Here is a 14,393-nt window from a genome sequence, read left to right as displayed (position 1 = left end):
TCCGCCCCCAGATAACGGAGATACCCCATGTTAAATAAACCATTAAAATTCAAACTATTAGACTGGCAAGATGATCTACAAATGGGCTCAAACATATTTCTTCTTGAATTCACCAGACCACACTCGTATTCTTAAACTTTAGAGTACAACTATGAAGCGTCTCTCTGGGTCCTAACTTTTACATTCCAGCTTGGCGGTATTGAGTTTGATACTTCCTTCCTTGTCTCATATGCCCAGTTATCATTGACCGGGCTACTTTTCACCTAAGTAATAACCCCAAACCCAGCTCTGCAAAACTCAATACTTACGTTTAAACGCTACGCACTTCAGATCTAATGCACGCTCAGCTTCCTCTTAACAGCCTTTAAATGGAAAATGATTCCATTTAAATCATAGGAATTTCTATAAAGCAGCCGCTATTAGCTTAATTATCAGATCAAAGTCACACTAAAATAATCACAAACCAATCAATAGCACAAAAATGCCAACCCCACATGAAAACGTTTCCACGATTCACTTACACTCTCACTTGAGTTAGGACTCAAACAAAAATATCCACAAAATAGAAAATAATGGAGACATTTCATGAAACAAAAAATGCTAATTAAAGCATTAGGATTCACTCTGGCCCTCCCCCCATTAATGAGCTTCGCTGCAGTGGAAAACGTTACATATTTTGGTTATGCGAAATGGGGCAACATCTACACCGATAATGACCAACATAATGACGGAAAAGGTGAGCGAAACGACGTTATACGAGCAGGGCAAGGTTACGGTAACTACCGTTTAGGTAATGAATTGAACTGGTGGGAAGCCGGTGTTAAAGCGGATGTATGGCGCAACAATGACGCTTATTTTGATACTACGATCTACCTAGGTAGTGGTGATAATTGGGGGGATGTCAGTACCATCCAACTTTGGTCAGCAGGTCACGGCCTTATCAACGGACAGCCTAACGCGAAAGTCTGGGCTGGCGAACGTTTCTACCGCCGCCATGAAGTCCACATGATTGACGTGAAGTACTGGGATACATCCAGTACGGGTTTAGGTATTGAAGATTGGGATCTAGGGTTCGCTGACGCACATTTGGCCTGGATGGCACCAAATTCTTCAAGTGACGATGGACGTAGCCTTCATCACATTGATGCTCGCTTAAGCGGTATTGAATTTAGTGACACATCAGATCTAACTCTTGGTTTTAATTACGTGACTACGCAAAACTCTAGCTACGACGATAAAAACATTACTACTTCTGGTGTAATGCTCTCTGCTCTTTACCGTCAAGCTTGGAATTATGGTTCAAACACCTTGACCTTCCAATATGGTACTGATGCCTTAGCTGGCGGGCTAATGAGTGCTGAAGGTGGTTCAAACAAAAAGTATAGTACCGGCGTTGAACATGATGGCTACAGCTGGCGTCTATTTAACCACGGAGACTTAAATATCAGTGAAAATCTTCAAGTCATGTACTCCATCGCTTATCAAGATAAAAACCTAGATAACAATGATGGTGAGAAATGGTTTAGTGTAGGAGCACGTCCTCAATATGCTTGGACAGATTATATGTCGACAGCATTAGAAGTGGGTTACGAAACAGTAGAAGCACAGAATGGCTCAGGTACAAATGACATGTACAAAGTAACCGTTGCTCAAATGTTCCAAGCCGGCAAAGGTATATGGGCTCGCCCATCTATTCGTATATTTGCAACTTACTCTGAATCAAATAACGAATGGGATCGTGGTAACAAGGTTTATGGAACGGCAACGAGCATTAATGCCGAGGCCATTGACGAGATTACTTTTGGTTTTAACGTAGAAACTTGGTGGTAAACAACAACACCCGAGCGTCTATTCAATTAACGAATTGACGCTCTAAACTAGAATAGTAATTTAACGGGGAAAAGCGATGCTTTCCTCTTTACTAAGGTAGCAATCAGATGAAGTTAAAATCATTGGTGTCCATTGTCGCTGCATTCACCGTTAGCGCATGTAGCGGAATACCTGAAAAGGAACTCAATACAGATTTCAGTAGCAGTGCATGCTGTTCTCAGCTAAGTGCGCTTCCAATTACGCAATTGTCTATTCGATTCAACCAACAAGTGATTATGGATGGTTATTTACCGACCATTTCCTCTTCATTGTTAAATGAAAACACAGAAACCGATAACCAACGCTTTCCGACCATCGCGTATCAAATCAGTGGCACGACAAAGTCGCTATCATTATTAATTCGCTCATACATTAAAGACGATGCGCTTTTTGCTCCATCTATCTATATCTTTGACAAGCAGTGGCGACTGCTTAGTCAATACACCTCTGACAATTTCACTTACTATCCAGCAGCCATGCAAGGATTAGAAAGAATTGAAGCTTCAATCACACTCGAACCTCAACGAGATAATTCGGAATTTATTGTCATTAGCACCGATAAAACTACGTTAAACAGTACGATCAACCGAATGCACCCTGAAGCTCTGTATTCAGAATCTCAGCAGATTATTGGTTATAAGCAACTACCGCTAACAGCCACGTTGAGCAGCGTAGGTTTCATTGACGTTACGGCGAGTAAGCCCAAAAACAGTGCGGTTTTGACTCTATTAGCTGAGCTTGGTGTTTTATCCAACGATGAACCCGAAAATTTAGATTCAAAGCAGGTATCTCAACTATTAACACCAACAGATAAAACCATTCAAAAGATGCAATGGCTGGATATTCAAAAGGAAATTGACCAAGCCCTAAAAAGCGATGACATCAAACAAGCCGTATTTGTAGCGAATCAAGCGGCCGAACAGGGCATACCCGAAGCAAAAGATTATTTATTAAAACAACTGGCTAAATAAGTGGAAAAAATAATACATACAGACTAATTGATAACCGTTATAACTGCCCCAAAAGCTGATGATTTAACAGATTTATTACTAATATTGAACACTTTAAGAGTAGGAATATCATGAAGGCATTTTCAAACATAATCCAAAGACGCGATTGGGAAAACCCACAGTCTGTGAATATCCACTGCCTTAATGCGCACAGCCCATTATCAAGCTACCGTAGCCTTGAAAACGCTCGAAGCGGCATTGAGTCACAACGCAAATCTCTTAATGGGCAATGGAAGTTTAAATACTTTGATGCACCTGAACAAGTAAGCGGTGAGTTTATCAAAACAAGTTTCAATGACTCACAATGGGATGATATTGACGTACCATCTAACTGGCAAATGCAAGGTTACGACAAGCCGATCTATACCAACGTAAAATACCCATTTGAAGTTAATCCGCCGTTTGTACCAACAGAAAATCCAACCGGTTGTTACCGGACTCAAATTATGTTAACCAAACATGACTTAGAGAACACCCAGCGCATTATCTTTGATGGCGTCAATTCCGCGTTCCATCTTTGGTGTAATGGCAATTGGGTTGGTTATAGCCAAGATAGCCGTTTACCTGCCGAGTTTGACTTAACTCAGTACCTAACTGTTGGCGACAATACGCTTTCTGTCATGGTGATACGTTGGTGTGATGGTAGCTATTTAGAAGACCAAGATATGTGGTGGCTAAGTGGTATTTTCCGTGATGTGACTTTGCTAGCTAAACCAAAACAGTGCATTGAAGATGTGTTCGTCACGCCAGACCTAGACGCATGCTATCGCGACGGTTCACTGTCGATTGTTACGAAAATTAGTGCACCAGACACCTACCAAGTTCAGGTTCAACTGTTTGACGGTAAAAATGCCTTGAATGAGCCGCATATCGATCGCCCTCATAATCGTCGTATTGACGAACGTGGTACATACGATGATGTGGTATTCCAAACTATTCATATACGAGAGCCGAAGAAATGGAGTGCGGAAGTTCCTAACCTTTACCGAATTGTCGTGTCATTGCTTGATGAGCAAGGCAACCACCTAGAGAGTGAAGCTTATCAAGTTGGTTTCCGTAAAGTCGAAGTGACCGATGGTCAGCTAAAGCTAAACGGCAAGCCGCTGTTGATTCGAGGTGTGAACCGCCATGAACACCACCCAGAGCTGGGGCACGTGATGACAGAAGAAAACATGATCCGTGATATCTGCTTAATGAAGCAATACAACTTCAATGCTGTGCGTACGGCTCACTACCCTAATCATCCACGATGGTACGAACTATGCGATGAATATGGTTTATACGTGTGTGATGAAGCAAACATCGAGACTCATGGTATGCAACCTATGAATCGCTTGTCAGCAGACCCTCAATGGGCGCACGCTTACATGAGCCGATACACGCAAATGATCATGCGTGATAAGAATCACCCTTCAATCATCATCTGGTCTTTAGGTAACGAGTCGGGTTATGGCAGCAGCCACAATGCGATGCATGCTTGGTCGAAACAGTACGACCCTTCTCGCCCTGTGCAATATGAAGGTGGTGGGGCAAATACCACTGCAACCGACATAATTACGCCAATGTACGCACGTGTTAACAGCACTATTGAAGACGATACTGTTCCAAAATGGTCTATCAAAAAATGGGTTTCTCTACCCAACGAGCAACGCCCACTTATTCTGTGTGAATACGCACACGCAATGGGCAACAGTTTAGGTAGCTTCAATGATTACTGGGATGCATTCAGAGAATACCCACGCCTACAAGGTGGTTTCATCTGGGATTGGGTTGATCAAGGATTAAGTCAGTGGGATGAAAATGGTGAACACTTCTGGGCGTACGGTGGAGATTGTGGCGACATAATTAATGACCGTCAATTTTGCATCAACGGTTTGGTTTTCCCAGATCGCAGCGTTCATCCGACCTTGTATGAGGCGAAATACTGCCAGAGAATGATCAATGTTACGTTAGCAGAGCAAACTGAAGATCAATGTCGCCTGACAGTAACCAATGAAAACCTGTTTCGCGCAACTGACAATGAAACCCTACACTGGCAATTGCTCGAAAATGGCATAGAGATTCAATCAGGACAACAAGTCTTATTCGTTGCTGCAAATAGTAAACAAGATCTAGTTATTGACTTAACATTCGCGCCAAAACCACACGCTGAATACCATCTCAACACCGATATAAGTCTGATTCACTCAACCAAGTGGGTGGAAGCTGGGCATGTTTGTGCAACGGAACAAGTTGCCTTACGTAATAGCGCTGGCTTGCAACTACCTAGCACTCGTAATGCTTTGGCTCCTCAGTTAAAGCAACAAGATGATCAAGTCGTCGTGTCTAGCCTAGATAAAACACATCAATGGCAATGGGATACACATAGTGGACTGTTAACCAACTGGATCGTTGATGGGCAACCGAAAATTATTAAGGCTCCTGTCGATAACTTCTATCGTGCGCCACTTGATAACGATATTGGTATCAGCGAGATAGACAACATCGATCCAAATGCATGGGCTTGTTGTTGGGAACTCGCAGGCATTGGGCAATGGGAACGTCAATGCTCAAGCTGTGTAGTGCAAGCACTTACCGACTCAGTACAAGTGACGTCAACATTCGCCTACCAATTTAATAGTGAAATCCAAGCGATTACAAAATGGCAATACACCTTAAATAATCTAGGTGAAATGAATATTGAGGTTGATGTCACCCTAGCAGACCACTTACCACCTATACCGCGCCTTGGTCTTGAAATGGAGCTACCTTTACCAATCGAAACAACCAATGGAACTCTGATTTCATGGCAAGGTTTAGGCCCATTTGAAAACTATCCCGACCGCTTGGCCGCTGCTCGATTTGGTTTACACAAACAAACACTGGATCAGATGCATACACCTTATATATTCCCAACCGATAACGGTTTACGTTGCGGAACCAAAAGCTTGAATATTGGAAGTATAGGTATAGAAGGGGATTTTTTATTCAGTGTTAGTCAGTACAGCCAGCAACAATTAACTGATGCTAAACATACCAATGACCTGACTCGTGAAGAAAAAATCTATGTACGTGTTGATCACCAACATATGGGGGTTGGTGGTGATGATTCTTGGAGCCCAAGTGTTCACCAAGAGTTTCAACTCACCGAAAATCAGTATAGTTATCAGGTAAAGTTGAAAAGCTCGTCATAGGTAAAGTTTAACCAAGCTACTCGCTCTGAAACTGCTTGGTTCCTTTATTACTTTTGGCTACCTGTGATTACTTTAGTTTACACGCCAATGTGACTCAAAAGCCAAGATCGATACTAGAGCTTGGCTTTTTATTTTCAAGCGATAAGCCAACTAAAAATAAAATATTAAACCTCGTCATATTTTATGTTTAGCATTTGAATTGCCTACCTATCCATTGTTAAATGGCCAACCATCAACACACAGCGTTATATTCAAAATAAGAGAGCGGAATGGCTACCATTAAAGATGTTGCAAAGGAAGCAGGCGTATCAATCGCGACCACCTCTCGAGTAATCAACAATGCACCTCACACAAGTGAAACCGCAATTGCGGCGGTAAAAGCCGCGATGGAAAAACTCGGCTATCGCCCAAATGCTAACGCTCGTGCATTGGTGAGTAAATCTTCAAACGCGATTGGTGTATTGGTTAATGATGTTTCTGCTCCGTTCTTTGGCTCGATGATTAAAGCCATTGATGCCGTGGCAAGCGAGCAGGGAAAGCAGTTACTGATTGGCAACGGATATCATGATGCCACTAAAGAGCGGAATGCAATTAATCTGCTGATCAACAGCCGCTGCGAATCACTCGTCGTTCATAGCAAAGGTATTAGCGATGAAGAGTTAGTCAAACTGGCGAATGAGGTGCCCGGAATGGTGCTGATCAATCGTATTGTTCCCAATATCGAAAACCGCTGTATTGCTCTCGATAATCGTCGAGGCTCCTACATTGCGACCGAGTACTTGATTAAAAATGGTCACAAACATATTGGCTACATTTGTTCTAGTCACGATATTGAAGATGCTCATGACCGCTTAAGTGGCTATTTAGACGCACTCAAAGAGTACGGCATAGAGTCGAACGATGAATACATTGAGTATGGCGAACCTGACGAACTCGGCGGTGAACAAGCCATGATAAACTTAATGGCAAAAAACACAGATATTACTGCCATTGCTACGTATAACGACTACATGGCGGCAGGCAGCTTGGCGTTATTACAAGAGAATGGAGTTCGTATTCCAGAAGATATGTCAGTAATTGGTTTTGATGACGGCCACATTGCTCGCTTCATCTACCCTAGATTGACGACTATTCGTTATCCGATTCAAGTCATGGCAAACCAAGCGGTGAAGCTGTCACTTCGACTCGTAAGTGCTCAACAAAAAGAAAACTCGCAACATAAACAGTTTATGCCAATATTAGTGCGCAGGTCCTCTGTTCGAAACATGAATTGAGAATGACTTAGCTAACTGTAACAGTATGATTTAACTGGAGACTTTGTTAGAGGTAAAATTGCATTAATTAACGAGGTCAACATGCCAAAGAAAACATTAACCACCGAGTTTGACGAGTGTGTGCAGAGCTAGTCATTGTACATGACTATAAATACAAAGATGCCGCCGCTTCGATGGGAGTGGGTTTATCCTAAATTCAATGCAGGGTTAGCCAGTACAAGAAGGAACAATCTGGGCTAACGCCTAAACACCAGAGAAAAACAATAGGGATTCAAGAGCTAAAAAGTCACTATGTCCTATTAAAAAACGTCGGCCTTTTTCGCTATCGAAATCGGCAAGTCAGCAGGTTTCAGCTAAGTTGAAAAAGACAGGTAACCAAGTTCAACAAATATATCTGTGGCTGTCAGTTCATTTTATTGCCACACAAATAAAGCCAGTAGCTCTGAAAAGGTCAGGCTAAATGCGGTAATGAAGCAAATCCATACTGATATGAACGCGACCTATAACAAAGTAAGAGCGCATAATGAGTTAAAGGCGATGAGCTTTGATATTGGGCTTCATAGCGCCAAAACCGCAATAAAGCGACTAGGAACTGGGATTGTTCCACCTGCTGAATATGTGATGAAATCAAGAAAAAATGCATAAACGAGCTTCCAGATTTATATGACCGTTACAGCAGCAGAACAGTGATGTTATGGAATAGTTTATAAACACCTCAATTTGATATAGTGAAAAACTGAGGTGTTTTGATCCCTTGATAGTTTAACGACGCTACGAGAGATACCCTTAAGATACCCATGCCCCACCCTTTGATGTTAAAAGTTGCTGATGTATTTTAAGGAATGAAATGAAATGAAACGAAACATAATATCTATTTTCCTAGGCTTGGTAACGTTTACAACGTTTAGCGCTGAACGCTATGAGCCATCAAGTAATTACCCAGCGGGCTCACGAGTGTCTTACAATTCTGACATTTACGAGGCTAAATGGTGGGCAAACCCAGGCCAATCACCAGGGGATCAAGTAGATAATGAATGGGATAGTCCGTGGCAATTCATCTCTCACGGTGGAGATGTTCCAGAGGAGAAACCTGAAGATGAGGTAGGAATAAATCCCCCTCCTATTGAAGGGGATTACCCTGAATACAGAGAGGGCTCGGAATATGAAGGAGGTGATATCGTAATAAACTTAGGTGAGCTTTTCCGATGTCGCGAGGGTGTTACTGTGCCGTGGTGTAGTGGTGCAGCATGGGCATATGAACCAGGGGTGGGTACTGCATGGTTTGATGCTTGGGTGCCGACAACCGAAGACGAAATAAATAACCCACCAGAAGAGCCAGACAATCCAGAAGAGCCAGAAGAGCCAGAAACACCTCCAGGTGAGGGTCTAGTTGTAACTCAAGAAGAACTTGATTTACAAGAGGCAAGCTTAACGAGTGACCCTTTACTGCAAAAAGTTAAAGTGTCAATTCAGACGCTAGATAATGAGATCGTAGAGGCAGTTGTACCATTATCAGACTCCAACCCTGATAATGTGAAGCGTGTAGAGTCTTTCATCACCGCTGATGAGTGGGAACACCTATTCCCAAAGCGTTCGCCTGAGTACACCTATCGTCACTTCTTGCAAGCTATTGCGAAATATCCTGCGTTTTGTGGCAATTATGATGATGGTCGTGATGCAGACGAAATTTGCCGCAAATCAATTTCAACTATGTTTGCGCATTTTACACAAGAAACAGGTGGACATACCGCCCACTGGGATGTTCCAGAGTGGCGCCAAGGCTTGGTCCATGTTCGCGAGATGGGGTGGGACGAAGATATGCGTGGTGGTTATAACGGAGAATGTAACCCTGATGTTTGGCAGGGGCAGACTTGGCCATGTGGTACATTTGACAACGGAGAGTATAAATCATACTTTGGTCGAGGCGCAAAGCAGCTAAGTTACAATTATAACTATGGACCGTTTTCTGAAGCTATGTTTGGTACTGTGCGAACGTTACTTGATTCCCCTGAGATGGTCGCAGATACATGGCTAAACTTAGCATCTGCTATTTGGTTCTTTGTCACGCCACAACCCCCTAAACCATCAATGCTGCACGCGATAGATGGCACTTGGATACCAAATGACCGAGATACTGAAAATGGGTTGCTCCCCGGTCTAGGTGTAACCACGAACATCATTAATGGAGGTGTAGAGTGTGGGGGCTCAGAAGAGATTGCGCAATCGTTAAACCGCATTGATTACTACACGCATTTTTCAGAGCATCTAACCTCACCTATTTCGGATGATGAAGTGTTGGGCTGCAAAGGCATGAAACAATTTGACGCGGAAGGTGCAGGTGCCACGCCTATCTATTGGGAGAAAAACTGGGGTTGGGTTGAAGATAACCCTGGTGGCAAGTCTTATTCATGCCAATTGGTTAACTATCAGACTCCATACTCTGCATTGAAGGATGGTGATTACACAAACTGTGTGAAGCACCATTTTCCTGATATTGTGATTATTGAAGATCATTAATTAATTGTGCCCCTTACTAGGGGCTTTTTTTGCGCCGCATTAAGGTGTGAGCGACGTTTGGCTATACTTGAGCAAAGCGAAAACGGCAAGCGTTGCGAATCGCTCTAAAATGCTTTGTTAGTTGCACAATGCGCACTGAATTTTTTGATTATTTTCAGTGAGATATTTTATGTCATTTAGATAGGCTTGAAGATAACCTTGCTCTATATTTTCAGCAAAGGATTCATTGCCATTTTCGGCTTCACTACGCATGAAGGATACTAAAGCCTGTAATCGCTGAACCATAGCATCAGCTAATTGCTCTCTTTCTAATTCAGTTGCACCATAACTATCACAGAACAACTTAGCTCTAGCCACCTGCTCTGAGATTGTGCCTAGCTTATCATTGCTGTTAGTTTTGAAAGGAGACCAACAAAAAACTGAATATGCTAAATCCCATATTCTTGGTGCTGGGTGTGCCGTATCGAAGGCAAACACACCAACAACTGTATTTTCTGATAGAGCAACATTGTATGGGGTAAAGTCACCATGACAAATAACCTCGAATGGCTCTCTCGGCTCTAACATCCATCGGTGTGCATTAACATCAATTTGCTCCAAGAGTGAAACTGTTGAGTCATGTATTTTACGTAATAATTTACCCGCAGATATCAGTACATCATTTGTTGCGATTGCGCCAACTAACGGATAATTGTAGGTATTACCTGCGACAAAACTTAAGATTTCTTGGTTTTGATTAACACCTAAAAACTTTGGGATTTCATCTAACTTTGCTCGCTCAAGGTGCTTCAAAATAAGATGAGTTGTAGAGCTCCATGACCGAAGAGGCCGATAGACGACTTCACCATCTCGATATATTGCAGATTCTCTTCCGCCTGATAATTCTTCCACGAAACCTCCCTATGCAACTAGACATAATGATCCCCGGTGAAAGTGCCGACCTCCTGCGTTTATCGTGGGTTAGTCAAACTAGAGCCACACTGTTAGATGCAAAGTCTTAACAGAACAGGAGATCGACATGTCTAAATCTAGCACGTTTTTCATTGGACTAGATGTTCACAAAGAAACCACAGATGTCGCTTATTGTGTTGATAACTCGAGAGATGAGCCTGTATTCCATGGCACCATTCCCACCAACATTCGTTCTATCAACAAACTTATCAAAAAATACAAAGGCTTGGCTACCCATCTCTGTTTAGTTTATGAAGCTGGGCCGTGCGGATTTTGGCTGTATCGTCACTTGGTAAAACACGGCATTGAATGCTGGGTAGTGGCTCCCGCCCTTATCCCTAAAGCGCCCGGTGATAAAGTTAAAACCGATAGGCATGATGCTATGGCTTTAGCGAGAATGGCGCGAGCAGGATTGATTCACTCTATTCATGTGCCCAATGCCGATGATGAAGCGGTCCGAGATTTAATCCGTTGTCGTGAAGATGCCATGCTCGATTGTCGCCAAGCGCGGCAGCGTTTAAAGCTGTTCTTGTTACGCAATGGTCCCCCGTGTTCGGGGCGGCAAGCCTGGAATGAGGCCTACAAGCGACACTTGGCTGATATTCATTTCTTAGAGCCTGCTAAAAAGCTCAGCTTTCAGCACTACACCAACATTGTTACCGAGCGCTATGAGCGGCTGCAGCATCTTGAGCAAGAGCTACAGATAATTGCCCAAGACTGGTCTTGGTATTCGTTAGTCCAATACCTAACAGTGTTGCGTGGTATTCGCTTCTTATCGGCTATTACCCTGGTTGCTGAACTCGGCATGCAACAACAAAGACAACCTGTTGACAAACCTCATTTAGACCATAAAAAACAAACACTTAAGAATCATTCAACTCTGACCTGTGTTGACAACCAACGAAAGAGCGAACTGTTGACAAGTTCAGTACCAATAACAGGTCTGGTTGACACTTAGTTAAACATTAGAGATAGGTTTTATCTGTAATCGCTCCGCATTAGTTAAAAGAACAATACTTAAAGTAAGCACCTCCTTTTCTAATAGTTCATTGGTTAAGTGCAGCAATGAGCTTCTTTCGTTCACTCTCAGTCATCTTAGAGATAATCCACTCCAAGTTCACCAACAATTAACTTTAAGTTTAAACATCTAGAGTGTGCTGAGCTAGTCATTGTTCATGGTTACAAACACAAAGATGCAACCGCAGCGATGAACGTTGGATTATCGTCAATTCAGCGCTGGGTAAGCCAATATCGAAAAGAACAAAGTGGTGTTACGCCTAAAGCCAGTGCACTAACACCTGAGCAAATCCGCATCCAAGAACTAGAAAAACAAGTAAAGCAGCTAAAAAGTGATAACGCACTGTTAAAAAAAGCTTCAGCCTTTTTCGCTATGGAAATGAACAACGGCAGCAAGTAGCTGCCAAGCTGAAAAAGGCGGGAAGTAAGGTTCAGCAGATATGCCGTTGTTTATCGATACCGTTACCGAGCCAAACCAAAGCCTATTTGTGCTGAGCGTGTAAAACTTGGTGCAGCGATGAAGCAAATTCATGTTGATATAGATGCAACTTATGGCAAAGTCTGTATGCATGATGAGTTACAAGCATTAGGCTTTGATATTGGCCTTCATCGTGTTCGTACGTCTATGAAGCGATTGGGACTAGTTGCAGCAGCATAAATATCCTGTAGGCGGTAAGCCTTCGGTTATTGCACCTAATCACTTAAATCGGCAGTTTAATCCTCAAAGCTTAAACAAGTTTTGGTCTGGCGATATTACCTATATTCGCGCACAGCAAGGTTGGTTGTACTTAGCGGTGATTATGGATTTATGCTCACGCAAGGTGATCAGCTGGGCATTCTCGGACAAACCCAACAGTGAACTAACAACACGCGCATTACGTTTAGCCATAAGTAAAAGGCAGCCAACTGCTGGCGTGTTATTCCATTCAGATCAGGATGTGCAATATACGAGTGAGGCATTTCAGCGTTCATTAAATGAATATGGTTTAGTCTCAAGTATGAGTCGAGCAGGAAACTGTTTAGATAATGCCGTTACTGAACGCTTTTTTCGTAGCTTAAAATCAGAGCGAATTAACTATCGTCGTTATCAGACAAGGAGTGAGGCAATAGTTGATATTATCGATTACATCGAACCGTTTTATAATCAGAAACGGCGACACTATAAGTTAGGAACCATCTCACCAGTAGAATATGAAACAAAACTAAGAAAAAGTGCCTAAAGAAGTCTCCAAGTTTATTTGACCCTTACAGCTGAGAGAGATGATGAGGATTGTAGTGGCACACAGAAGTGCCCACCACAAATCAACCTAACAACATACCCCAAGTCAGCTAACCAAATAAATCTAATACTTCACCCGATAATGGAAAAAACCTGTCATTGTAACTCCCTAGAAGCCCTTCTCTATCCCTTATAGCTTTATGTATATGTGATGGCGTGAGTGTAACTCCTGATGACTCATCTAACTCTAAGGTTTCTGGGTTTACTGGAATTGGAGAAAACTTATTATTCGTGGCCCCTATAACTTTATTACCTACCATCTCCTTGCTCCACACCATCATACTACTTGTAAGCCAATGATCTTTCCCATTGTCGGTGTTATACCAAGGTGTGCGACCAAAATCCGAGCTAAACACCAAAGTAGTATTACTCGCTAGATTCAATCGCTCAAGCTCTGAAATCATATAATTAGCCACCTCAAAATAACTCATGAGTGCGTTATTATGGTGAACATCATGATCTCCATGGGTGTCAAAGCCTCCGATTTGAACTTGTGCCGTACATGTTAATCCTGCAGCTATAGCCGCTGCAGCGATTTCTACCTGTCCCATGGTCCCATCTGACACGTTATTTGGCAGGTAATCTAATAGTAAATCGATTTCATCACTACCAGCATGTGCGTCTAAAAACTCCAACACGCCTTCTTTTTCTGCTCCAGGTAAGCTCCCCTCAACAACATCAACCATATTTTCCGCATGCTTATTATTTATGAAGTCTGTTAAGTCTTCGGATAAATACGGGCTCTTTTCAACAAGCTTATATAAATCATCAACTTTATTAATTCGTGTTGCATTAACTAAGCCACCAGTTTGCCCATACCCACTACCTAAGTAATACGTCATCACTAATTCTTTATACTCTGCTGCTATAAACGCTGGCAACACAGGGTAAGCAGGTGAAGGACTCCCAGACATAGAAGTATACACTCCTATACTGTGACTGTTCGTCCCGTGGTCAACGCCATTGAAAACCCTCAAATTTCCATAGTGATTGTTAAAAAAGTCCTCCATATGATTAATCCCCGTATAGGAAGGATCAAGTAAAGGTGCATAGCGAATATTCCCCGCTTGCTTTATCGACGATACAGGATAATTATTTATGACCCCTCTATTCGCATCATCATCGTAATAAATGTCACCTTTCGGATCACAAATTGATGTTGGATCCCAGCCACCATGTCCGTAGATATAAATATAGTTACGTTGTCCTAAGCTACTCCCTGCCGCCATACTAAAAGGGGCGAATTTCAAGGCCACTCCAGTTAATGCTAGTGCTTTAATGAATGCTCTTCTGTCCATGATAT

At 42.5% G+C, this 14,393-nt stretch carries 12 protein-coding genes; 10 read left to right on the top strand and 2 right to left on the bottom strand.

Annotation, left to right across the window (positions count from 1 at the left end):
- Positions 1-585 precede the first annotated feature (585 nt).
- From LQZ07_RS04435 to LQZ07_RS04410, 6 genes are all read left to right on the top strand, one after another.
- Positions 586-1,830 carry a carbohydrate porin gene (locus tag LQZ07_RS04435; protein ID WP_152786155.1) on the top strand — a complete coding sequence of 415 codons (1,245 nt, stop codon included), beginning with the start codon at positions 586-588 and terminating at the stop codon, positions 1,828-1,830.
- A gap of 107 nt (positions 1,831-1,937) precedes the next feature.
- Complete coding sequence (locus LQZ07_RS04430; protein ID WP_152786157.1) at positions 1,938-2,840, top strand: MalM family protein; 903 nt, start codon at positions 1,938-1,940, stop codon at positions 2,838-2,840.
- A gap of 110 nt (positions 2,841-2,950) precedes the next feature.
- The gene (locus tag LQZ07_RS04425; protein WP_152786159.1) at positions 2,951-6,052 is read left to right on the top strand and encodes a beta-galactosidase; all 3,102 of its coding nucleotides are present in this window, start codon (positions 2,951-2,953) and stop codon (positions 6,050-6,052) included.
- Positions 6,053-6,321: 269 nt separating this feature from the next.
- Entirely contained in the window at positions 6,322-7,326 is a 1,005-nt protein-coding gene (locus LQZ07_RS04420) for a substrate-binding domain-containing protein (protein WP_152786161.1), read from the top strand.
- 468 nt (positions 7,327-7,794) lie between these two features.
- A complete protein-coding gene (locus LQZ07_RS04415) occupies positions 7,795-7,971 on the top strand; it encodes a hypothetical protein (RefSeq protein WP_194164240.1) in 177 nt (58 codons plus the stop codon).
- Positions 7,972-8,178: 207 nt separating this feature from the next.
- Positions 8,179-9,843 (top strand): glycoside hydrolase family 19 protein, encoded by a 1,665-nt coding sequence (locus LQZ07_RS04410; RefSeq protein WP_152786163.1) that lies wholly within the window; start codon positions 8,179-8,181, stop codon positions 9,841-9,843.
- 117 nt (positions 9,844-9,960) lie between these two features.
- Here the strand turns inward: LQZ07_RS04410 and LQZ07_RS04405 are convergent, their stop codons facing one another.
- Positions 9,961-10,734 carry an aminoglycoside phosphotransferase family protein gene (locus LQZ07_RS04405; RefSeq protein ID WP_249483520.1) on the bottom strand — a complete coding sequence of 258 codons (774 nt, stop codon included), beginning with the start codon at positions 10,732-10,734 and terminating at the stop codon, positions 9,961-9,963.
- Between the two features lie 127 nt (positions 10,735-10,861).
- On the opposite strand from LQZ07_RS04405, the gene LQZ07_RS04400 reads away from it, so the two are divergent.
- The 4 genes from LQZ07_RS04400 (at position 10,862) to LQZ07_RS04385 (ending at position 13,031) form a co-directional block, all read left to right on the top strand.
- Complete coding sequence (locus LQZ07_RS04400; RefSeq protein WP_152786165.1) at positions 10,862-11,752, top strand: IS110 family transposase; 891 nt, start codon at positions 10,862-10,864, stop codon at positions 11,750-11,752.
- 168 nt (positions 11,753-11,920) lie between these two features.
- Positions 11,921-12,211, top strand: a complete 291-nt coding sequence (locus LQZ07_RS04395; RefSeq protein WP_371923308.1) for a transposase — start codon at positions 11,921-11,923, stop codon at positions 12,209-12,211.
- A gap of 117 nt (positions 12,212-12,328) precedes the next feature.
- Entirely contained in the window at positions 12,329-12,469 is a 141-nt protein-coding gene (locus tag LQZ07_RS04390; protein ID WP_194164241.1) for a transposase, read from the top strand.
- Complete coding sequence (locus tag LQZ07_RS04385; RefSeq protein ID WP_249483518.1) at positions 12,456-13,031, top strand: IS3 family transposase; 576 nt, start codon at positions 12,456-12,458, stop codon at positions 13,029-13,031. Before LQZ07_RS04390 ends, LQZ07_RS04385 begins: the two co-directional genes overlap by 14 nt.
- Positions 13,032-13,140: 109 nt before the next feature.
- Here LQZ07_RS04385 and LQZ07_RS04380 read toward each other — a convergent pair whose 3' ends face one another.
- Positions 13,141-14,388, bottom strand: coding sequence for a DUF1501 domain-containing protein (locus LQZ07_RS04380; RefSeq protein WP_152786488.1), 1,248 nt, complete (start codon positions 14,386-14,388; stop codon positions 13,141-13,143).
- Positions 14,389-14,393 lie beyond the last annotated feature (5 nt).

Source organism: Agarivorans sp. B2Z047, from assembly GCF_023373605.1.
Classification (GTDB): Bacteria; Pseudomonadota; Gammaproteobacteria; order Enterobacterales; family Celerinatantimonadaceae; genus Agarivorans; species Agarivorans albus.
Note: the sequence above shows the minus strand (reverse complement) of the source record. Positions and strands in the feature narration are given on the sequence as shown.

What these genes read in the sequence shown, in the direction of transcription:
- LQZ07_RS04380 (WP_152786488.1), bottom strand. Translation starts at nt 14,388, where the DNA reads ATGGACAGAAGAGCATTCATTAAAGCACTAGCATTAACTGGAGTGGCC.
- LQZ07_RS04390 (WP_194164241.1), top strand. Translation starts at nt 12,329, where the DNA reads ATGAAGCAAATTCATGTTGATATAGATGCAACTTATGGCAAAGTCTGT.
- LQZ07_RS04420 (WP_152786161.1), top strand. Translation starts at nt 6,322, where the DNA reads ATGGCTACCATTAAAGATGTTGCAAAGGAAGCAGGCGTATCAATCGCG.
- LQZ07_RS04430 (WP_152786157.1), top strand. Translation starts at nt 1,938, where the DNA reads ATGAAGTTAAAATCATTGGTGTCCATTGTCGCTGCATTCACCGTTAGC.
- LQZ07_RS04425 (WP_152786159.1), top strand. Translation starts at nt 2,951, where the DNA reads ATGAAGGCATTTTCAAACATAATCCAAAGACGCGATTGGGAAAACCCA.
- LQZ07_RS04435 (WP_152786155.1), top strand. Translation starts at nt 586, where the DNA reads ATGAAACAAAAAATGCTAATTAAAGCATTAGGATTCACTCTGGCCCTC.
- LQZ07_RS04400 (WP_152786165.1), top strand. Translation starts at nt 10,862, where the DNA reads ATGTCTAAATCTAGCACGTTTTTCATTGGACTAGATGTTCACAAAGAA.
- LQZ07_RS04415 (WP_194164240.1), top strand. Translation starts at nt 7,795, where the DNA reads ATGAAGCAAATCCATACTGATATGAACGCGACCTATAACAAAGTAAGA.
- LQZ07_RS04410 (WP_152786163.1), top strand. Translation starts at nt 8,179, where the DNA reads ATGAAACGAAACATAATATCTATTTTCCTAGGCTTGGTAACGTTTACA.